This window comes from Bifidobacterium subtile (genome assembly GCF_000741775.1).
GTDB classification, from domain to species: Bacteria; Actinomycetota; Actinomycetes; order Actinomycetales; family Bifidobacteriaceae; genus Bifidobacterium; species Bifidobacterium subtile.
The window spans coordinates 171,691-192,027 of sequence record NZ_JGZR01000002.1; the positions used below are offsets into that span (position 1 = coordinate 171,691).

Genomic DNA, 20,337 nt, shown 5'->3' on the forward strand with positions numbered 1-20,337 from the left:
TATGCGCGGGCACGATTGCGCGGCCTACTGATACGTCGATGTCAGGCGGTCAGGTGCATTGCCGGGAGCGCTGCGCAAGAGGATGAAAGGAAGGAAACCGCTGTATGGGTGAGTGCCAGTCAAAAGATTGCCGGTCTGAGGGTTCTCAAGGTCAAGTGTCACAGCGGGTTCTGGTGGGGGGAGCGCACGCTGTTCCATGGCGAAGGGCTTGATATCAGCCATAGCGTGTTCCGCGACGGGGAGTCGCCGCTCAAGGAAAGCCGTGACGTCAAGCTCCATGACAGCTCCTTCGAATGGAAGTATCCGCTGTGGTACACCCGGCAGGCCGAGGTCCGTGGCGGGGAGCTGCTTGATACGGCGCGTTCGGGCATCTGGTACACCCACGGCATCGCGATGACCGACACGCTGATCGCCGCGCCGAAGACCTTCCGCCGGTCCTCGGACATCACGCTCAATCATGTGTCCATGCCCAACGCCCAGGAGACGCTGTGGACCTGCGAGCATGTGGCTATGAGCGACGTGCAGGCGAACGGCGACTACTTCGGCATGAATTCGGGGAACGTCAAGGCCGAGCGTTTTCGTCTGAACGGCAGTTACGCCTTCGATGGCGGCCATGACATCGAGGTAAGCGATTCGACGCTGCTGTCCAAGGATGCGTTCTGGAACTGCGAGAACGTGACCGTGCGCGATTCGACGATCATCGGCGAATACTTGGGCTGGAACTCAAAGAACCTCACCTTCGTCAATTGCACCATCGAAAGCCTGCAGGGCCTGTGCTACATCGACAATCTCGTGATGCGCGGATGCCGGCTGATCAACACGACCTTGGCGTTCGAGTATTCCACGGTGGACGCCGAGATCGAGGGGAGCATCGACTCGGTGATGAACCCGACAGCCGGGCGCATCCAGTGCGCGGGCATCGACGAGCTGATCATGGAGCCGAACCGAGTCGACCCGTCCCGCACTACAATCATCACCCAGCAGCACTAGCGCGAACAGTGCTTGGCAATATGCGCGAACTGACATGCTGCCAAAGCCAAAATAGTGCGGGTGCAGAACAGTGCAGCCACAGGACAGCGCAGTCGCAGAACAACACAGAAGAGGCATGATATGACTTACGATTTCGACGAGCCGGTCGAACGGTCGGGCACCTATGCCACCAAATGGAATGTGGCCCCCGGCGAGCTGCCCATGTGGGTGGCGGACATGGATTTCCGCACCGCTCCCGAGGTCACCGAGGCTGTCGTCGCCCGCGCCAAGCACGGGGTCTTCGGCTATACGGACATCCCCGACGAATTCAGGCAGTCGGTGGCTTGCTGGTGGCGCGAGCGGCACGGTTGGAACGTCGACCCGCAATGGGTGGATTTCTGCACCGGTGTGGTGCCGGCGCTCTCATCATGCGTGCGCACGTTGAGCCAGCCAGGTGGCAAGGTCGCGGTCGTCGCGCCGGTCTACAACATCTTCTTCAACTCAATCCTCAATAGCGGCCGCGAGGCGATCTCCTGCGACTTGGACTATGTGGACGGCGCGTACCATTTGGATCTGGGCGCTTTGGAACGCACGTTGTCCGACCCGCAGGTGCGGCTGCTGATCTTCTGCAACCCGCACAATCCAACCGGCACCATCTGGACTGCGGACGAGCTGCGCGCAGTCGGCGACATCTGCGCGCGGCATGGGGTGACGGTGATCTCGGACGAAATTCATTGCGACCTGACCGCGCCCGGAACCTCATACACGCCCTTCGCCTCCGTGTCCGATGAGTACGCGCGGGTGAGCGTCACCTGCGTGTCCGCGTCCAAGGCCTTCAACCTCGCCGGGCTGCAGGGCGCGGCCGTCATCATCCCCGACGACGAGCTGCGGGCGAGAGTGGTGAAGGGCCTGAACCGGGACGAAGTGGCCGAGTCCAACGATTTCGCGGTCGTCGCCGCGATCGCTGCCTTCACCAAGGGTGGACCGTGGCTGGACGAGCTGCGCGCATACCTGCAGGCCAACCGCGAGCACGCCACGTCGTTCATCGCCAGCCGTATCCCCGGGCTGCACGCCACCGCGGCGAATGCCACCTATCTGATGTGGATCGATTGTGGTGCCATATGCGAAGACAGCATCGCGCTGGCTGGCTTCCTGCGCCAAGAGACCGGTCTGATTCTTTCGGCGGGCGCGGTGTACCGGGGCAATGGCAGCCGTTTCCTGCGTATGAACCTCGCCTGCCCGCGCAGCAGGCTCGATGACGGGCTCGGCCGACTTGAACGCGGTATCGCAGCATGGACGAGGCGCTAGGGAGTCTCTGCGCATACCCCTTTCAGCCGAGACTTGCCGGCGCTTCCGGCCGGTGGTGCAATGCATGGTGATGATTCCGTGGCCGCATGGGGCGGCGCGGGCATCGTAGAAAGGACGCAGACCATGCGTGTATCAGCAATACGAGCGACCTCGAGCACCGATCCCCTGATTCCGGGCAGCATCGAGCGCCGCGAAACAGGACCTCATGATGTCCTGATCAAGATCGTCTGGGCAGGCGTGTGCCATTCCGATATCCACACCGTGCACGAGGACTGGGGCCCGGTGCCCTTCCCGCTGACCGTCGGCCATGAGATAGCCGGCATCGTGCAGGAGATCGGCTCCGATGTCACCCGATTCGCGGTCGGCGACCGCGTCGGCGTGGGCACGATCGTGAACTCGTGCGGCGAATGCGCCAACTGCAAGGCCGGGCTCGAGCAGTACTGTCTGAAAGGCAACACCCAGACCTACGGCTCGCTGGACCGTGACGGCACCATCACCCAGGGCGGCTACTCCACGCATATCGTGGTCGACGAGCATTTCGTGCTGCGCCTGCCCGAGCAGATACCCTTCGAGGCCGCGGCCCCGCTGCTGTGTGCGGGAATCACCACGTATTCGCCATTGCGTCACTGGGGAGCTGGTCCGGGCAAAAAGATCGCGATCGTGGGCCTTGGCGGACTGGGTCATATGGGCGTCAAGCTCGCGGCTGCTATGGGAGCCGAAGTGACGGTGCTCTCGCGCACCCTGAAGAAGAAGGACGATGGGCTGCGCTTCGGTGCGCATCATTATTATGCGACCAGCGACCCGGATACCTTCAAGCGGCTCGCCGGTACCTTCGATCTGATTGTGAACACCGTCAGCGCCGCGCTTGACGTCGATGGATATATAGGTTTGCTTGCTCAGGACGGGACGCTGGTCAATGTCGGTGCGCCTTCGAGGCCGATGAGCCTGCATGTGCAGCCGCTGCTCGGAGCCCGTCGCTCCTATGCAGGGTCGGCTACCGGGTCGATTGCCGAAACCCAGGAGATGCTCGATTTCTGCGCCGAGCAAGGGGTATCTCCGGAAATCGAGGTCATTTCAGCCGACCAGATCAACGAGGTATGGAAGCGCGTGCTGTCCTCGGACGTGCGCTACCGCTTCGTCATCGACATGTCGACCTTGTCCTAGTTGACCGTATCCTAAGCAAAATCCAACGTTAAGCAAAAGGAGCCTTCAGGTGACTTCACCAGCCAACCAGACCGTGCAGAGTAAGCAGCATCTGCCGCTCGTAACGTATATTCTGGCCGCGGGCGTGTTCCTCATGGGCACCTCGGAGTTCGTTGTGGCCGGCATCCTGCCTGAAATCGCCAGCGACCTGCGCCTTTCGATCGCCGGCACGGGGATGATGATCACGGTGTTCGCCATCGGCATGATCATCGGCACGCCGACCGTGGCCGCGCTCACGCTGCGGCTTTCGCGCCGCATCGCCCTGAGCCTGTCGCTGATCGTGTTCTGCGCGGGCCACGTCATCGTGGCCTTGTCCGACAGCTATCCGATCATCCTCGCAGCCCGCTTCCTCACCGCATTGGCGACCGGAGGCTTCTGGGCGGTATCGGCCGTGGTGGCGGCCCAGAGCGCCGGCAAGGAGATGGGCACGCGGGCTGTCGGCGTCGTGCTCGGCGGCGGCATGGTCGCCAACGTCATCGGCGTGCCGCTGGGATCCTTCGCCGGCCAGTCCATCGGCTGGCGCGGGCCGTTCTGGGCCCTGGCCGTGCTCTCCTTCATCGCCGCGTTCGTCATCTACCGCATGATCCCGCAGGACAGGCCGACAGCCAATCCGCCCTCATTGAAGGCCGAAATCACGGCATTGAAAGACAGGCGTGTTCTGCTCATCCTAGTCTGCTGCGTCTTCGTCAACGGCGCGGTGATGACCGTCTACAGCTTCATCTCCCCATTGCTGACCGACAACGCCGGCCTGCCGAACTCGACAGTGCCGCTGGTGCTCGTGGCATATGGCGTAGGCGCTGCGGTCGGCTCGTACGTGGGCGGACGCATAGGCGACACCAGGCCTCTCCTGCTGCTGTTTTCCTCGGCTGGGGCGACCTTGCTCATCATCCTCGCGCTGGCGTTTCTTTCCCACGTTGCAGTACCTACCATTGTGCTGGTCGCGCTGCTGGGGTTGTTCGGCATGTCCATGAATCCGGTGCTCATCGGCATGTCCGTCGGATACGCCAAGGACGCGCCGACACTGTCCTCGGCTATGTGCACGGCAATACTTAACGCAGGCACCGCCATCGGCACGGCCTTCGCCGACTACGCGATCACAACCCCGCTAGGCGCCACCGGGCCGGTGGTCGTCGGAGCGGTCTGCGCCGCGCTGTATTTCATTCCGCTGCTGGCCTTGACCAGAACGCCGAATATCTAGAAGCGGCCTTGGACGCGAACAAGAGAGGGAGTTGACGCTTTGCACGTCAACTCCCTCTCTTGTTCGATGATTGCTTGATTATGCTTATCGGCGTTCGATGGTCACGCTTTGCGAACCGCTCCATCCGCGGAATGCCGACATATCGCCCTGGATGCGGCCGAGGCGAACGATGCCGGTGAAACGGGGGACATCGGTGTAGTAAAGCACGATGACGTGATCGGGTGTGTAGTATCCGATGGTTCCCTCCGGGGCGCTTTCACCCGAAGGCATGCCCTCCATCGTCAGCGGCTTCGGCGGACGGGCCGACACTTCCTGCCCTCCAAAATCGGAGAAGTCGAGCGAAAGGGGGAGCTGGCTGATCAATGACCGGGCGGCTGGATTGTTGCTGAGCGTCGCGTTCAGGCTGCTGCCGCCGACGGTGATGCGGATGGGCGTTTCATTGTTCATGGTGTCTCCTGACGACTGCCCGTCAGCGGTACTGCTTGGCGAGGGCATAGATGTTGAGGGCGCAGATGATGAGGGTGCGGATGGCAAGGCGGTGACGCCTGCGCTGGGACTCTGGGATTGCGCAGACGACTGTGGCGATGAATTGCCGGCTGATCCCGAGCAGGATGCGATGGTGAAACAAGCGCACAGAACCGCCGCGCTCGCGACGAATCGTCGCATCATGCCTCGTGATGTATGGTGTTTGCCCATGCGCAGACTCCTTTCCACAATGCAGTGACGTTGCTGCAAGGCATTACGCGATTACGATATGCAGATTGCTGCCGCTGCCCAAGGCGACCTCGCGCGAGCACATCCGGCTCAACGCCGAACTCGACTTCCACCTGACCGATGCCGAGATGAGCAGGTTGGACGCTTTGAAAGGCGCTGCTCCCGGACGGGGCATGCATTTCCCTCAGCAGCACTGAGCGGTGCTGAATAGCGGTGCATGCGCGGGAGGGACTGCGATTGCCTTCGGCCGCGACGCTGTGATATGCGCTTCGCTATGGGACGAAGACAGAAGATTCTAGTTGGATAGTAAAGAACGGACAAGAGCGAGCGACATGCTGCGCATGGCAATACGGGAACCGGCATGAGAGGAGCCTGAAAATACGCAGGTTTGTGGCGGAGAGGAACACGATGCAAAGCATACGACGGATAGCAGCCGCCTTCGCGGCTTGCGCGATTTCCTTTTCCTTGGCTGCCTGCACGGCAGGGGGCCGGAATGCCGAGCCGACGGGGACGCAGCCATCATCGGCGCATACCGGTTCCGGCGACGGTACATCGATTGTTCAGGGCTTGGAATCCCCTTGGTCGATCGCCTTTCTGGGAGATGCCGCGCTGCTCAGCGAACGTGACTCCGGCAGGATTCTCGAGTTCGACGGATCAGGGGAGACGCGTGAAGTCGGTACGCTTGGCGGCGCGTCGCACTCCGGCGAAGGCGGTTTGCTTGGCATCGCGACGCATGACGGCTATCTCTATGCCTATATGACCACTGATCAGGACAATCGAATCGTGCGCCAGCGCATCCAAGGCCAGCCTGGCTCCCTGTCGCTGGGCCGGGAGGAGCTGGTTCTTTCGGGGATACCTTCGGCGAGCTACCACGACGGCGGCCGCATCGCCTTCGGACCGGATGGCATGCTGTACGCGACCACAGGCGATGCGGGCGATCGCAGCAACGCTCAGGATCTGGATAGTCTGGCGGGCAAGATACTCAGATTGGCGCCGGACGGCACGATCCCGCAGGACAATCCCTTCGCCGGTTCCCCCGTGTACAGCTACGGGCATAGGAACCCGCAGGGATTGGCATGGGACGATCGGGGCGTGCTGTATTCTTCCGAATTCGGCCAGGACACATGGGACGAGCTCAACGTCATCAAGGCGGGCGCCAATTACGGCTGGCCGGTCGTCGAAGGCATCGGGCATCGGAACGGGTATGTCGATCCCGTGCAGCAATGGCATCCTTCGGACGCCAGCCCCAGCGGGATGGCGATAGCGAACGGAACCATCTACATCGCGAATCTGCGGGGCGAGTCCTTGCGGACCGTGCCGCTTGACGATCTTTCCGATTCCACCGTCCTGTTCAAGGGCCAGTACGGGCGCCTGCGCGATGTGGCCCAAGCGCCTGACGGGTCGCTGTGGGTGCTGACGAACAACACCGACGGGCGCGGCGATCCACGCCAAGGCGACGACAGAATCATCGCAGTGCAGTGACGAATCGGTCTTCTCAATCGGCTACGTACGGCTTCATGCGGCTTATGCTTCCGTAGTGTTCTGCTGCTGGTGCCTGCCGAGCGCGAACGACAGCAGCAGCGCCGCGGCTGATATCCACACTCCCCAGAGCAGTGCGCTGTGCACGCCTTGCAGCTGCGCGGCAGCGTGGTCCATTCCACTGCTGGCGCCAACGCAGCTCACCTGCGTCATCACCGACACGAACAACGCCGTGCCTACGGCTCCTGCCAGCTGCTCAGAATTCGTCATGAGAACAATGCGTGGGCGGGCGCCGAATTCGTCTGGCTCGACGTGGATCCGAACGTCGTGGCGTTCCGGCGCGGCAGCCTCATCTGCGCGGTCAACTGCTCGGGCAAACCGGTGAGCTTCCCCTCGGACGGCGAGGTGCTCGCCTCAAGCAGTAGCTACAACGGCTCGCTGCTGGAAGGCGACTCGGCGGTGTGGTTGCGCGCGTAAAGTGATAGCTTATGCCGAGCAACCATTGCATGCAGGTCCTAAATTTTTGGTGGTTACGTTCATGTTCGTCTGCTCCCCACACGCTGATTGTGTATGGTCTCAGTGAAGCGGTCCTTGTCAGGGCCTGTTTGCGACGCTCTGCTCGGCCTACCTTGGATAGTGACATCGCAAGGACTGCGACAAGCGGGCAATACGGTAAGGAGCGTACATCATGCAATATCGTCATTTGGGGCGTTCGGGGCTACTGGTCAGCGGCATCGGTCTGGGCACTATGAACTTCGGGGATGCGACCGACGAGGACGAGGCTTTCAAGATCATGGACCGGGCCGTGGAATCGGGCGTCAACTTCTTCGATTCCGCCGACGTGTACGGCGGCCCGCAGCGACCGGATATGGAGAAGGGCTACGGGATATCCGAGGAGATCGTGGGCCGCTGGCTCAAGCAGTCCGGGCACCGCGACGACATCGTGCTGGCGACCAAGGTCTATCAGCTGATGGGCTACGGCCCCAACGACAGGCATCTGTCGGCCTATCACATCAAGCGCGCCTGCGAGGCGAGCCTCAAGCGCTTGCAGACCGACCACATCGATGTCTATCAGATGCACCATGTCGACCGGGCCACGCCGTTCGAGGAGATCTGGCAGGCGATGAGCCAACTGATAGCCGAAGGCAAGATCGCCTACGTCGGGTCGAGCAACTTCGCCGGCTGGGACGTGGCCGTGGCGCAGGCGGCCGCCGAGAAGCGCAATCTGCTGGGACTGATATCCGAGCAGAGCATCTACAATCTCGCGAACCGAGCCATCGAACAGGAGCTGATTCCCGCAATGCAGCATTTCGGCATGGGACTGATTCCGTGGAGCCCGCTGATGTCCGGCCTCCTGGCTGGGCCTGCGGCAGGAGCGAAGGGCGTGCGCAGGAATGAGCACAGGACGGTAAGCAACCGTGAGCGTCATGCCGATCAGATCGCGGCCTATGAGAGCTTCAGCGCGCAGCTGGGGCAGACGTCTGCCGCTGTGGCCTATGCGTGGCTGCTCGCCCAGCCGGTCGTCTCCACCGTCATCGCCGGGGCGCGCACGCTCGAGCAGCTCGAAAGCTCCGTGCAAGCCATGACCGTCACGCTCGATGCCGAATCCAAGGCTAAACTCGATGAGATCTGGCCCGGGCCGGGCCAGGCCCCACAATCCTATGCGTGGTGACGCGCCTGCGGCAGAGGCTCTGGCAGTACTCCTTTGAAGAGGGACTGCCAGAGCCGGTGAGTCGCATCCTGCTTGGTTCTATAGTTGCTTTCGAATCCAATGGTTCGCTGCAATGACGCATCGTGAAGGAAAGGTTGTCATCAATTGGACTACGCAGCAACAGCAGCCGCGGTGCTCAAGGGCGTCGGCGGCGAAGAGAATGTCAAGGAGCTGACGCGCTCCACCTGAAGAAAGCGGATACCTATCATGTCCATGGAGCAACTTCCCTATATGAACAATTCGCTGCCGGTTTCCGGCCGCGTTGACGATCTCCTTTCCCGCATGACCTTGGAGGAGAAGGTCGGCCAGATGATGCAGACCGATGCGCGAGAAGACCTCGAAGGCGACATTCTTCGCGTGGGAGTCGGATCGATTCTGCACGTGTCGCCGGAGAATATCGTCAGGGCTCACGAGCTGACGCGGCAAACGCGGCTGCATATTCCCGTTCTGATCGGCGAGGACTGCATTCATGGCTATTCCTTCTGGAAGGGCGCGACGATCTATCCGACGCAGTTGGGCATGGCTGCCTCATGGGATCCGAGCTTGTTGGAACGAGTCGCCCGCGCGACCGCTCAGGAAGTGTCTCCCACAGGAGTGCACTGGACCTTCTCCCCGGTGCTGTGCATCGCACGCGATCTGCGCTGGGGGCGCGTAGGCGAGACATTCGGCGAGGATCCCTTCCTCATCGGCGAGCTCGCCTCGGCGATGGTGCGCGGATACCAGGACGACGGCCCGCAGGACAAGACCGGAATCATGGCGACGGCGAAGCATTTCGCCGCGTACTCGGAGACCCAGGGCGGGCGCGATGCCAGCGAGGCGGATGTATCCCCGCGCAAGCTGCGCTCCTGGTATCTTCCGCCCTTCGAACGGGTCGCCAAGGAAGGCTGCCGCGCCTTCATGCTCGGCTACCAGTCGATTGACGGGATTCCGATCACGCTCAACAAATGGCTCATCAAGGATGTCCTCAAAAAGGAGTGGGGTTACGAAGGTATCCTCGTCACCGACTGGGCGAACGTAGGCCGGCTGGTATGGGAGCAGAAGGTCCAGCCCGACCATGCGCATGCCGCGGCGGCAGCCGTGAAGGCCGGCGTCGACCTGTCCATGACGACGCCGGAATTCTTCGATGGCGCATTGCAGGCGGTGGGCGACGGCCTGCTGTCCGAGACCGATCTGGACGCGGCCGTGCGCCGGATCCTGGCGATCAAGTTCGAGCTGGGTCTGTTCGAAGACCCGCGGCTTCCTCAGCCCGAGGTCATGGCTTCGCAGATCGGCTCGCCGGAGCACGCGGCCCTCAATCTGGAAGCGGCGCGGCGTTCGCTCGTGCTGCTGCACAACGATGGCACGCTTCCTCTGGCATCCGACGCTCCCAAGCGCGTCGCCGTCGTGGGCCAGCTCGCGGATGACGCCCAGCAGCAGCTCGGCGACTGGGCCGGAGGCTCGGGGCAGGCTTCCGGGTTCATTGATGAGCAGCCGCGCACGATGATCACGACGGTTCTCGATGGCTTGCGCCAGCAGGCGCCATCCGATTGGACCATCGCCTATGCCCAGGGCGCAGGAATTGTGGAGCCCGTCCCATATCCGGCGCTTGACGTAACTGCGTGCGAACCCGATGACGGCATGATCGCCGAAGCCGTCGCGGCGGCCAAGGACGCCGATCATGTCATCGCCGTCGTCGGCGACCGATTAGAGCTCGTGGGAGAAGGTCATTCCACGGCGACGCTGGAACTCATCGGAGGGCAGAAGGCTCTGCTGGAGGCGCTGGCGGCCACGGGCACGCCCATGACCGTAGTGCTCATGGCATCCAAGCCGCTTGTGCTCCCTGACTGCGTGCTGAACGCCTCGTCCCTTATCTGGGCTGCGAACCCGGGAATGAGGGGAGGGCAGGCGATTGCCGAGCTGATTCTCGGACAGATCGAGCCCTCGGGCCGTCTGCCGATCTCCTTCGCCCGCCACGCGGGGCAGCTGCCGATCTACTACAACCAGATTCGTGGGCAGCACGGCGCCAAGTACGCCGATCTCACGCAGGATCCGCAGTTCGCCTTCGGCGAGGGACTTTCCTACACGACGGTCGAATACTCGAATCTCCATATTCTGGAACCGGAACTGGGAATCGGCGACACTATCGTCGCCGAGGTGACGCTTCGCAACACTGGCACCCGTCCAGCGCTGGAAATCGTGCAGGCCTACGTGTCCGATCTGGTGACCTCGGTGACATGGGCGGACAAGGAGCTCAAAGGCTACCGGCAGGCGGCGCTGGAACCGGGCGAGGAGACGACTGTGCGGATCGAAATTCCCGCCTCGGCCTGCTCGATCGTGAACGCGGACGCCGAGCGCGTGGTGGAGCCGGGCCAGTTCGAGCTGCGCGTAGGACCCAACTCGCGAGAGGAGAACTTGCTGCGCGCGCGCTTCGCCATCGGCGAGCCTCTCGAAACAAGCGCAGCAGCCGAATCAACTCTCAGCCTCTTCTAATAGCGCGCAGCCAGCCGGCAAAGCGCGTACTTCTACGGTAGGCAACGGATTCTCCTCTCGGCCAGCAGTGTTTGTACAGGGAGATGAAGACAGACTGAAACAGTCCCTGACAGTAGCCCCTCGCGATGATGCGCCCTCGATGTCACGGGACGTATTGTTATGTACATGGAAATCGAGCAGGAGATACGCAGTTTTCTCATGAGTCGGCGGGCCAGGATCACGCCCGAGCAGGCTGGTCTACCATACGCTGGGGGCAACCGCAGAGTTTCTGGTCTGCGTCGCGAGGAAGTGGCGATGCTGTCCGGGGTCAGCGTCGAGTACTACACGCGCCTGGAACGGGGAAAGCTGAGCGGCGCTTCCGACAGCGTGCTGGAGGCCATCGCCCGCGTGCTGCAGCTCAGCGATGACGAGTACGCGCATCTGCGCGATCTGGCGCGCAACGTGACGTCGACCGGCCGCGTGCGCATGACGCGCACCCGCAAGTCGAATCCGATCAACGGCTCGGTCCAGCAGGTGCTCGACTCGATGAGCGTGCCGGCCATTGTGCAGAACGAGCGGCTCGATATGCTCGCGGCGAACAGGATGGGGTGCGCGCTGTACAGCGACATGATCGCCTCCAGCCCGAGGCCCGTCCCGAATTTCGCTCGGTATGCGTTCCTCGATCCACGCTCCGAGTCCTTCTACATCGACACTGACGCCTCGCATGACCTCATCGTCTCGTCGCTGCGCGCCGCAGCAGGCCACGATCCGGCGGATCGGGAGCTGACCGGGCTGATTGGCACGTTGTGCGCGTGCAGCCAGGACTTCGCCCAACGCTGGGCCAAGCATAACGTGCGGCGCCATTCGCGCGGCCGCCAGCTCATCAACCACCTTGGCGTGGGCCGGCTCGATCTTGAGTACAACGACTTCGCGCTGCTGTTGCACCGCGGTCTCCATCGTCACCTACACCGCCGTGCCGGGTTCCGCCAGCTCTGACAATCTCGCGATCCTCGACGCATGGGCATCGACTCGAAAACAGGCTGCATCGGCACCACATTTCTCTCAGGAACACGATACGCAGGGGAACGCGATGCAAGCCTAGTTTGTAGTCAGAACCCGCGCACGTCCATCATTGGGGCAGCGCGACTTTCGTTCTGCCCATAGATCATTTTCGAGAAGTTTTATCCTTCGGACCCCGCTTCATTCGAAGCATCATCCTGATCGTTTCCTCTGCTGTCGTGAACGCTGCTGCGAGAGAACACCGGCGTCAGCAGATTGCCTATCATGGTGAGGACCGGCAGTGCAAGGAAACCGAACGAAAGAGCATTGCCCGTCTTCATGAACGCGATGAAAGTAAACGCTATCGACAGCAGGAATATGAAAGCGCTTATCCAAGTGCCAAGATTGGACTGCCGTATCTCATTGTCCACAAGACGATCCTGGCGTTTGGACTCATCGGTAGTGAAGGCGTCGTTCCACTGGCAGATGCGCTCTTGGACTTCAGGCGAATAGGCATTGAAGTCCTCGGCACGGGGCAGCATGCCCGACCACGACTCGCTCACCCCAAGAGAAGCAATAAGGGTCTCGATGGCTTTGAAATCGTTGCGCTGGTCCTTCGTCAGTCCTCTGGGTAACGGGTCTCCGCCAGCTTCGCCAAGGCCGTCATCGTCAACCTGCTGCGGGTTTGACGCGACAGGTTCCTGTGTGCTGTGCGCATGGACTCCTTGCGTACCCGCTGCAGCTTTTCGCTGTTGTCCAGTCCCGGTATGGTCATCATCGTCATTATCGCCATCGGAGTCTCTTCCTTCTATGCTGTTCATATCCTTAAGCCCTTAAGCCTGAGTTCGTCGGGGTCGTACAGCAGTTCGGCATCCAGCTCGAAAAGTCAAATGCCGTATGCAAGAAATGTATCACGTCTCCCTGCATATGGCTGGAAAAGCTTGGGCTTAAGCCAATGGCGACAACATCATCGGCGTGTCTGCCCACCATTCTGGGATAACGGGGCAGCTAACCCGGCATAGGGCGGCTCGATCTTGGATACAACTATTTCCCGCGCGCTGCAACACGCGTGCCTGAGCAAGGTTGCGGTTCGCAAAGGCCCGCATAGAATGAACACAGTTCGTGATAACGGCAACGCCGGTCGCATGGAAATATGCTCACGAGGAGCAACGGTCTTGCGGCGGCGGAGCAACCGCCACGGCGCACGCCATGAGTAGCGATTAGACACCGCGAACAAGACAAGACGAACAGTGCAGCGGCACGCAGCAGTCCGCAGCCGAACGCAAGCACGCAACCTCAAGGAATGCGAGAGTTTCTCACATGTATGTCGACCCGGCCCGCAACCAGCAAGCGGGAAATCTTCGATGGATCCTGCCATATTGCAAGCCTGACCTGCCGCGTGTGGCCGGAGCAGCCATCCTGTTCATCGTCAACGACGCAATGGCCCTGACTATCCCGCTGCTTGCCGGCATGATTGTCGACCAGGTCATCAGGCAAGGGCATGTCGACAGGCTCGCGCGACTATGCGTGCTCATGATCGTGCTTACGGTCGTGCGCGTCTTCTCCCGATACGGCTATCAGATGTGGATGGAGCGCTTCGGGCAGAACTCGATCTACCGTCTCGTAAGCGACGAGTACGAGAAGCTGCATGAGCTGGACTTCACCTACTTCAATCACACGCGCACGGGCGACATCATGAGCCGCATGACCTCCGACACCGATGCGATTCGTCACTTCCTGAGCTGGGTGAGCTACCAGGTGACCGACAGCGTGGTGATGTTCGTCGGCGCACTATGCGTCATGTTCGCGCTTGACTGGCGACTCGCGCTGGCACTGGCCTGCGTGACGCCATTGCTGTTCGTCCTCACGCGGGCGCTGGCCGGCCATGCACGACCGCTGTTTCTTGCGATCCGCAACTCCTTGGCCGATATGAACTCTATGGTCGAGGAGAATATCGAGGGCAATCGCGTGGTCAAGGCTTTTGTGCGCGAGCCGCATGAGACGCGGAAATTCGATGAGCGCAACGACGACTATATGCAGCGCAACATGGATCTGGCGATGAACAGCCGCAAGTACATGCCATGGCTCGACGGCCTGGGCTTCGCCCTGCAGCTGATCACGCTCGGCTTCGGCGGCCTGCTGGTTATGCGCGGATCCATGACGCTGGGCAGCCTAGTGGCTTTCAACAGCTTCCTGTGGATGATCGACGGCCCGGTGCGCTATTCCGGCTGGCTGATCAACGACTGGCAGCGCTTCAACGCCAGCTGCGTCAAGATCAGGCGGCTGCTTACTGCCGAGTCGCGCATCACCGAGCACGCCGACGCGCATGAATCAACGAAGCGGGCGTCTGCCGTCCGCATCGGCGTCGACGGCAAGCGACCTGCCACGCCCGACCGCATCAGCGGCGAGATTCGCTTCGAGCATGTCAGCTTCGCCTTTCCCGACGACCCCGACACCCCGGTTCTGCAGGACCTCGACTTCTTCGTGCCTGCCGGCTCGAAGCTGGGCATCTTGGGGGAGACGGGCGCGGGCAAGTCGACGCTGGTGAGTTTGATTTCGCGCTTCTACGACCCGACCTCCGGCCGTGTGCTCGTCGACGGCATCGACGCGCGCGACTGGCCGCTGGCTATGCTGCGCAGCCAAGTCAACATCGTGGCGCAGGACACCTTCCTGTTCTCCGACACGATCGGCAGCAACATCGGCTTCGGCGCACGCGGCGGACGTGACGACCGCTTCATTCAGCACATGGCGAACATTGCCGGCGCGGACGAATTCATCCGCTCGATGCCCGAAGGCTACAAAACGATCGTGGGCGAGCGCGGCGTGGGACTGTCCGGCGGGCAGAAGCAGCGCTTGAGCCTAGCCCGCGCCTTGGCCGACGATCCGGCGATTCTGATCATGGACGACACCACCTCGGCCGTCGATATGGAGACCGAGGCCGAGATCCAGCAGCACCTGCGCGAGCTGGATGTCGCCAAGACCATCGTGACCATCGCTCATCGCATCTCGTCGGTCAAGGACGCCGACCTGATCCTCGTCTTGGAGCATGGGCGCATCATCGAGCGCGGCACGCACGAGGAGCTCGTCGCGGCGCACGGACGCTATTGGGAGATCTATCGCAAGCAGCTGGGCCTGCAATCAGGCCAGCCGCAGGGCTTCAGCGAGTAGGAAAGGGGAGGATATCATGGCGCAACGCAACACCTATCGCGAGGACGAAGAACTCGAAGAGCAGATCAACATGCACGACATTGTGCGCGTCGGCAGGTATCTGAGGCCATACGCGGGAGCAGTCGCGCGGATTCTGCTGGTGGTGGTGCTGATGAGCTGCATCACTGTTTCCGTGCCCTACCTGACGAAGATCGTGATCGACGACATCATCCCAAGCAAGAGCTACAGCCGGCTGGGCATGCTGACCGCGCTACTCGCCGTGCTGATCGTGTTCTTCGAGCTGGGGCTGCGCTACCGCACGCTGGAGATCACGCGCATCGGTCAGCTCATGCTCAAGGATATGCGCAGAGACATCTTCACGCATATCCAGACGCTGCCATTCAGCTATTTCGATTCGCGGCCCCACGGCAAGATATTGATCCGCGTCGTCAACTACGTGAACACGCTCTCTGACACGCTCTCCTCGGGCCTGATCAACGTGATCTCCGACGTGTTCACCTTCATCATCACGCTGATCGTCATGTTCGCGATCGACTGGCGGCTCGCGCTGTGGAGCCTCGTACTCTTCCCGCTGCTCATCGCTTGGGTGCGCGTGCTGCAGGTATTCCAGCGCCGCGCCTATCAGAAGCTCTCGAACAAGCAGAGCAATCTGAACGCGTACATCCACGAGTCGATCGCCGGCGTGAAGACCACGCAGACCTTCGCGCAGGAGCGCACGCAATTCTCGGCATTCCAAGAGCAGCAGGGCGATGTGCGCAGCGCGTGGATGAAGGCCGTGCATATCCAGTTCCTCATGTGGCCGGGCGTGCAGATCATTTCCTCGACGACAATCGCGCTGCTGTACTACATCGGCGTCATGAGCTTTGGCGGCGTGAGCGTGACGACCGGCGTACTCATCGCCTTCGTGGGCTACGCGAACAACTTCTGGAATCCGGTGATCAACATCGGCAACTTCTACAACCAGCTCATCACCTGCTCAGCCTATCTCGAACGCATCTTCGAGACGCTGGACGTCAAGCCCGAGATCGTCAGCAAGCCAGACGCCGAGGACCTGCCGCTGATCCGCGGCAAGGTCGACTTCAACGACGTCGTGTTCCGCTACGAGCCTGAGGGCCGCAACATCCTCAACCTGGTCGATCTGCACGTCGAGCCGGGCGAGACGGTCGCGCTCGTCGGGCCGACCGGCGCCGGCAAGACGACTATCATCAACCTGTTGTCAAGGTTTTATGATGTGTCGGAAGGCTCGGTGACCGTCGACGGCTATGATGTGCGCGACGTGACCCTGCCATCGCTGCGTCGGCAGATGGGCGTCATGCTGCAGGACACCTTCATCTTCTCCGGCAGCGTGCGCGAGAACATCCGCTACGGCAGACTCGACGCCGCTGACGAGCAGATCGAGGCGGCCGCCAAGGCCGTGCACGCCCACGAGTTCATCATGGAACTGCCCAACGGCTACGATACCGTGGTCGAGGAGCGCGGCTCCACGCTCTCCGCCGGGCAGCGCCAACTGATTTCCTTCGCCCGTGTGCTGCTCGCCGATCCTCGCATATTGATTTTGGACGAGGCGACGAGCAACATCGACACGCGCACCGAGGAAGCGCTGCAGGCGGGATTGAACCATCTGCTCACCGGCCGCACGAGTTTCATTATCGCGCACCGACTCTCGACCATCGAGAACGCGGACGAGATCTACTACATCGACCACGGCCAGATCGTCGAGCACGGCTCGCACGCCGAACTCCTCGAAAAGAAGGGCGCCTACTACCGCCTCTACGAATCGCAGTACGCGATGATCCGCGTAGGCATGGGCGAACATGAGTAGAGGCTGAAAGCTGGTGGGTGTCGCTACTTCGGCAGTTCCTGCTCTTCAATGCCTTCGGGGATTTCGCGCCTGGCATGGTGCATTACACCGCCAGAGTCCTCTTCGACGAGGTATAGGAGCACCCAAGCTTGTCCAAGCGCGGCCGCAGTCTGGTGACGATCTTCGCGCCGACCGCACTAAGGAAGATAGGCCAGTTACAATTCCACCTAGACTTCGAACGCCAGAACGGCATCATCGACTGGGTGGCGTGGTAGTGCCGGCCAGGGGCTTGTCGCCGGGTCTGGCGTGGGGGCCGACGAGTTCATGCGCGTTATACGGCTCTTCGAGGTAGTCGATGTCGCTCTGGTCGAGGTGGATGTTGAGCGCTGCGGCGGCCTGCTCCACGCGCTCGGGCGACGAGCAGCCCACGATGGGCAGGGACACATTGGCAGTGGCTCCCGGGCAAAGGTCGTCCATCATAGTGTGCTGATTGTCCCGCTGTGCGTGGTCCCAAGCCCTTCAACCCCTCTGGCGTGGACCGATTCGAGTGGCGCAAGGCGGAGGTTCTGGTCTTCCAACGCACTAGAAAGGTATTCCATGCGATGAACTGCCGGCCAGAATGGCTGCGCAAGTTCAATGAACGGGATTGAAAAGAGCGGGATATGACTAACGAAACGAACATGGATATTGACTGGGGCAAGGTCTCGGACGACTACGCGGCTCACCTTCCGGCTATTATCGGGGCGATCATCCATCGGCATCGGGCGATTACCATGGATGATTTGGACGACATCTTCGCAGGGCGGCCATTGGCTGAGGTACCGCGAGCCAAGGCCGATGTGCTGTGCAAGATCTATTTGACCGTCGACATGGAACAGCAGGTGCGCGAGCAGGCGGAAGGCGAGCATATCGGCAAGAGTGCGCTGGTGCGAAAGGCCTTGGCAGACTGCCTCAATGCCCACAGGCCGCATGCTGCCTTCGCCTAGAATCAATTTGCAAACCCGAAGGAAGCTGGGAATGTCTGCGAGCATTCTCAGCTTCCTTCGGGTTTTACTGCAATCTGATACCGGTCATGGGGTTTATAAGCTATAAGCCTATAAACCCCTGTCTGCAATGACCAGCCCATTCATATCGCATACCATTACTTATTTCTCCGTACTCGTAGATTCGCGTGGCGCACTCCATGAGAAGAACAGTGCGGCAACCAGTGCGACGGCCAAAGCAGCTAATGGGACGATCATAGAGAACCTGAGCACGCTGGCGTATTGTTCGGCGACCGAGGCATCGCCGATGGCCAGACTGCCGTTCAGCGCCGGGTTCGATATGAGCCCGCTTGCTGCGAGCTTCCAGCTGATGGCTGCTGAGATGAGCGCGTTGCCCAGTGCCGAGCCGATGATTCTCGCTGTGTTGAACGCTCCGGAGGCGGCGCCTTGCAGTCCCGAGGCGACGTTCGAGGTCGAGGAATAGGCCAGTGGCGAGAAGAAGAACGAGGCTCCTATCCCGACCACGAGGTAGCCGAGCGTGATCCAGACGACGGCCGCGCTCGGGTTCATGACGTATGCCAGCGTCAGCGTGCCGAGCATCGCGATCAGGAACGCGCCGGCCATCATCGGGGCCGTTTTCCACTGGTGCATCACCGTGCCCACGAAGCGCGCCAGCAGCACGGTCGTGCCGGCCATCGTGACGGTTCGCAGCGCCCCGATGAACGGGCTGTCGCCGTGCATGCGTTCCAGGTAGTACATGACGGCGAGGAAGGTGCTGTTGACCGCTATGGATACCAGAATGACGCATATCGTGCTCAGCGAGAACCTGCGGATCTGGAATAGAGAGAGCGGCAGCAGCGCCAGGCCGCCATCGGCGCGCTGGGCGAGTGCGAATCCAGCCAGCAGCGCCAAGCCAGCCAAGGCCAATGCGGCGGGCTGCCACGGCGAGTGCATGGACGTGGCGTTCTGCAGGGCGAGCACGACCAGCGCCAGGCCGCACGCGTACAGCGCGATCTGCCAAGGGCTGAGCCTGGCCCGGCTGCGCGGTAGCGCAGGCACCAGCAGCACGGTCAGGGCGACGTGTTTTGGTTCAATTGTTTTTTGTGGTTTTGGTCAGGTAGTTTTTTCGGGTTTGGGCGTGGGGCATGCTGACCATAGTCGGGCTGTACCTTGGTAGTGCTTCGTTATCTATCGAGGAGGGCCGGAAAGGCAATGATCAACATGTCCAGAATCAATTCTATCCGTCGTCGGCGCAGGGAGGGCGAGTCCATCGCTTCGATCGCGCGCGCCGAAGGCGTCAGCGAGCCGACGGTGCGCAAGTATCTGAAGGTCGATGACCTGTCGGCCAGGCCGCCGGTCAGGAAGGGGCGGGCCTCGATGCTTGATGAGTGGACGCCTGTCATCGAGCAGTGGCTCGCCGAGGATCGTGTCACGTGGCGCAAGCAGCGGCATACAGCGACCAGGGTCTGGGAGCGGCTTCGAGACGAGCATGGGGTGAAGGTCTCGTTGTCGACGGTGACCAGAAAGGTCGCGCAGCTCAAGCGCGAGTTCGCGTTCGAGCGCGAGAGCGGGTTTCTGGATCTGGTGTGGCATCCGGGAGAATGCCAGGCCGATTTCGGCGAGGTCGATGTCCGGTATCGCGGCTCGGTGACGCGCATGCGTCATTTCGTGCTTGATTTCCCGTATTCGAATATCGGGCTGAGCCAGCTGATGCCGGCAGAGAACGCGGAGTGCACGTGCCAGGCATTATCGGATATCTTCGAATGGCTCGGCGGGGTTCCCGTCAGGATCGTGTACGACAACGCCGCGGGCGTGGGGCGCAAACGGTTCGACGGGATCCGCCTGACCCGCTTGTTCCAGGCGTTCCAGACCCATTACGGGTTCGAGTATTCGTTCTGCAACCCGTATCCCGGCCATGAGAAGGGAGGGGTCGAGGCTCGCGTCGGGGCCGTGAGACGGAAACTGTTCGTGCCGGTGCCGAGCGTATGGAACATCGAAAGCTTCAACGAGCGCCTGCCCGAACGCTGCCTCGCGTTGGGAGACAGGGAGCACTACAGGAAAGGAGAAGGGCAGGCGGGCCTGTTCGAGGACGATCGCAAGGCGCTGATGCCCCTGCCGTCCAAACGCTTCGACGTGGTCACCTGGAAACGATTGAAAACGGACAAGTACGGGCAGGTCACGCTTCAGGGACGCCACCGGTACTCGACCGGTCCCGAGCATGCCGGCCGCGAGGTCATCGTCGGCCTGCGCGCCCTCGGGATCGAGATACTCGACGCCAAAGGCGCGCATATCGCGACGCACCCGCGCGCTTACGGCGACAAGCCGACCAGCAGCATCGGAAGAAACCTCGGAACGT

19 protein-coding genes are annotated in these 20,337 nt (G+C 61.5%); 14 read left to right on the forward strand and 5 right to left on the reverse strand.

Annotated elements, in window-relative coordinates; all coding sequences use genetic code 11:
* Positions 1-108: 108 nt before the first annotated feature.
* From BISU_RS01740 to BISU_RS01755, 4 genes are all read left to right on the forward strand, one after another.
* Positions 109-990: a DUF3737 family protein gene (locus BISU_RS01740; RefSeq protein ID WP_226839158.1), complete on the forward strand. Its 882-nt coding sequence runs from the start codon at positions 109-111 to the stop codon at positions 988-990.
* Between the two features lie 120 nt (positions 991-1,110).
* Complete coding sequence (locus BISU_RS01745) at positions 1,111-2,277, forward strand: MalY/PatB family protein (RefSeq protein ID WP_024463806.1); 1,167 nt, start codon at positions 1,111-1,113, stop codon at positions 2,275-2,277.
* Between the two features lie 123 nt (positions 2,278-2,400).
* Positions 2,401-3,441, forward strand: coding sequence for an NAD(P)-dependent alcohol dehydrogenase (locus tag BISU_RS01750; RefSeq protein ID WP_024463807.1), 1,041 nt, complete (start codon positions 2,401-2,403; stop codon positions 3,439-3,441).
* A 49-nt stretch (positions 3,442-3,490) separates the two neighbouring features.
* Complete coding sequence (locus tag BISU_RS01755; protein WP_024463808.1) at positions 3,491-4,678, forward strand: MFS transporter; 1,188 nt, start codon at positions 3,491-3,493, stop codon at positions 4,676-4,678.
* Positions 4,679-4,762: 84 nt separating this feature from the next.
* Here BISU_RS01755 and BISU_RS12760 read toward each other — a convergent pair whose 3' ends face one another.
* Entirely contained in the window at positions 4,763-5,125 is a 363-nt protein-coding gene (locus BISU_RS12760) for a cyclophilin-like fold protein (protein ID WP_024463809.1), read from the reverse strand.
* A gap of 314 nt (positions 5,126-5,439) precedes the next feature.
* Between BISU_RS12760 and BISU_RS12375 the strand changes: the two genes are divergently transcribed.
* Both BISU_RS12375 and BISU_RS01765 read left to right on the forward strand, forming a co-directional pair.
* Positions 5,440-5,589 (forward strand): hypothetical protein, encoded by a 150-nt coding sequence (locus tag BISU_RS12375; protein WP_156100185.1) that lies wholly within the window; start codon positions 5,440-5,442, stop codon positions 5,587-5,589.
* A 211-nt stretch (positions 5,590-5,800) separates the two neighbouring features.
* A complete protein-coding gene (locus BISU_RS01765; RefSeq protein WP_024463811.1) occupies positions 5,801-6,874 on the forward strand; it encodes a PQQ-dependent sugar dehydrogenase in 1,074 nt (357 codons plus the stop codon).
* A gap of 42 nt (positions 6,875-6,916) precedes the next feature.
* On the opposite strand, the gene BISU_RS01770 is transcribed toward BISU_RS01765, so the two are convergent.
* Positions 6,917-7,141, reverse strand: coding sequence for a hypothetical protein (locus BISU_RS01770; protein WP_034532909.1), 225 nt, complete (start codon positions 7,139-7,141; stop codon positions 6,917-6,919).
* Positions 7,142-7,183: 42 nt separating this feature from the next.
* Here BISU_RS01770 and BISU_RS12380 point away from each other — a divergent pair, with 42 nt between their 5' ends.
* From BISU_RS12380 to BISU_RS01785, 4 genes are all read left to right on the forward strand, one after another.
* A complete protein-coding gene (locus tag BISU_RS12380; protein ID WP_155803822.1) occupies positions 7,184-7,348 on the forward strand; it encodes a hypothetical protein in 165 nt (54 codons plus the stop codon).
* Between the two features lie 211 nt (positions 7,349-7,559).
* Complete coding sequence (locus BISU_RS01775; protein WP_024463813.1) at positions 7,560-8,543, forward strand: aldo/keto reductase; 984 nt, start codon at positions 7,560-7,562, stop codon at positions 8,541-8,543.
* Between the two features lie 246 nt (positions 8,544-8,789).
* Entirely contained in the window at positions 8,790-11,051 is a 2,262-nt protein-coding gene (locus BISU_RS01780; protein ID WP_024463814.1) for a glycoside hydrolase family 3 N-terminal domain-containing protein, read from the forward strand.
* Positions 11,052-11,216: 165 nt separating this feature from the next.
* Positions 11,217-12,026: a helix-turn-helix domain-containing protein gene (locus tag BISU_RS01785; protein WP_202805536.1), complete on the forward strand. Its 810-nt coding sequence runs from the start codon at positions 11,217-11,219 to the stop codon at positions 12,024-12,026.
* A gap of 185 nt (positions 12,027-12,211) precedes the next feature.
* On the opposite strand, the gene BISU_RS12385 is transcribed toward BISU_RS01785, so the two are convergent.
* The gene (locus tag BISU_RS12385; RefSeq protein ID WP_024463815.1) at positions 12,212-12,850 is read right to left on the reverse strand and encodes a hypothetical protein; all 639 of its coding nucleotides are present in this window, start codon (positions 12,848-12,850) and stop codon (positions 12,212-12,214) included.
* Between the two features lie 499 nt (positions 12,851-13,349).
* Here BISU_RS12385 and BISU_RS01795 point away from each other — a divergent pair, with 499 nt between their 5' ends.
* Positions 13,350-15,197, forward strand: a complete 1,848-nt coding sequence (locus BISU_RS01795; protein ID WP_024463816.1) for an ABC transporter ATP-binding protein — start codon at positions 13,350-13,352, stop codon at positions 15,195-15,197.
* Positions 15,198-15,213: 16 nt separating this feature from the next.
* Positions 15,214-17,019, forward strand: coding sequence for an ABC transporter ATP-binding protein (locus BISU_RS01800; protein WP_024463817.1), 1,806 nt, complete (start codon positions 15,214-15,216; stop codon positions 17,017-17,019).
* Positions 17,020-17,250: 231 nt separating this feature from the next.
* Here the strand turns inward: BISU_RS01800 and BISU_RS01805 are convergent, their stop codons facing one another.
* Positions 17,251-17,478, reverse strand: a complete 228-nt coding sequence (locus tag BISU_RS01805) for a hypothetical protein (protein ID WP_024463818.1) — start codon at positions 17,476-17,478, stop codon at positions 17,251-17,253.
* 182 nt (positions 17,479-17,660) lie between these two features.
* Here BISU_RS01805 and BISU_RS01810 point away from each other — a divergent pair, with 182 nt between their 5' ends.
* Positions 17,661-17,984: a hypothetical protein gene (locus tag BISU_RS01810; RefSeq protein ID WP_024463819.1), complete on the forward strand. Its 324-nt coding sequence runs from the start codon at positions 17,661-17,663 to the stop codon at positions 17,982-17,984.
* 159 nt (positions 17,985-18,143) lie between these two features.
* On the opposite strand, the gene BISU_RS01815 is transcribed toward BISU_RS01810, so the two are convergent.
* Positions 18,144-19,040 (reverse strand): MFS transporter, encoded by an 897-nt coding sequence (locus BISU_RS01815; protein ID WP_161787745.1) that lies wholly within the window; start codon positions 19,038-19,040, stop codon positions 18,144-18,146.
* A 162-nt stretch (positions 19,041-19,202) separates the two neighbouring features.
* On the opposite strand from BISU_RS01815, the gene istA reads away from it, so the two are divergent.
* The coding region (istA, locus tag BISU_RS01820; protein WP_051921990.1) for an IS21 family transposase at positions 19,203-20,337 on the forward strand (1,135 nt) is incomplete at its 3' end.

Bases quoted from the DNA above. Each gene is read 5' to 3' on its own strand.
- BISU_RS01745 (WP_024463806.1), top strand. From the start codon at position 1,111: ATGACTTACGATTTCGACGAGCCGGTCGAACGGTCGGGCACCTATGCC.
- BISU_RS01750 (WP_024463807.1), top strand. From the start codon at position 2,401: ATGCGTGTATCAGCAATACGAGCGACCTCGAGCACCGATCCCCTGATT.
- BISU_RS12760 (WP_024463809.1), bottom strand. From the start codon at position 5,125: ATGAACAATGAAACGCCCATCCGCATCACCGTCGGCGGCAGCAGCCTG.
- BISU_RS01765 (WP_024463811.1), top strand. From the start codon at position 5,801: ATGCAAAGCATACGACGGATAGCAGCCGCCTTCGCGGCTTGCGCGATT.
- BISU_RS01770 (WP_034532909.1), bottom strand. From the start codon at position 7,141: ATGACGAATTCTGAGCAGCTGGCAGGAGCCGTAGGCACGGCGTTGTTC.
- BISU_RS01775 (WP_024463813.1), top strand. From the start codon at position 7,560: ATGCAATATCGTCATTTGGGGCGTTCGGGGCTACTGGTCAGCGGCATC.
- BISU_RS01780 (WP_024463814.1), top strand. From the start codon at position 8,790: ATGTCCATGGAGCAACTTCCCTATATGAACAATTCGCTGCCGGTTTCC.
- BISU_RS01785 (WP_202805536.1), top strand. From the start codon at position 11,217: ATGGAAATCGAGCAGGAGATACGCAGTTTTCTCATGAGTCGGCGGGCC.
- BISU_RS12385 (WP_024463815.1), bottom strand. From the start codon at position 12,850: ATGAACAGCATAGAAGGAAGAGACTCCGATGGCGATAATGACGATGAT.
- BISU_RS01795 (WP_024463816.1), top strand. From the start codon at position 13,350: ATGTATGTCGACCCGGCCCGCAACCAGCAAGCGGGAAATCTTCGATGG.
- BISU_RS01800 (WP_024463817.1), top strand. From the start codon at position 15,214: ATGGCGCAACGCAACACCTATCGCGAGGACGAAGAACTCGAAGAGCAG.
- BISU_RS01805 (WP_024463818.1), bottom strand. From the start codon at position 17,478: ATGATGGACGACCTTTGCCCGGGAGCCACTGCCAATGTGTCCCTGCCC.
- BISU_RS01810 (WP_024463819.1), top strand. From the start codon at position 17,661: ATGACTAACGAAACGAACATGGATATTGACTGGGGCAAGGTCTCGGAC.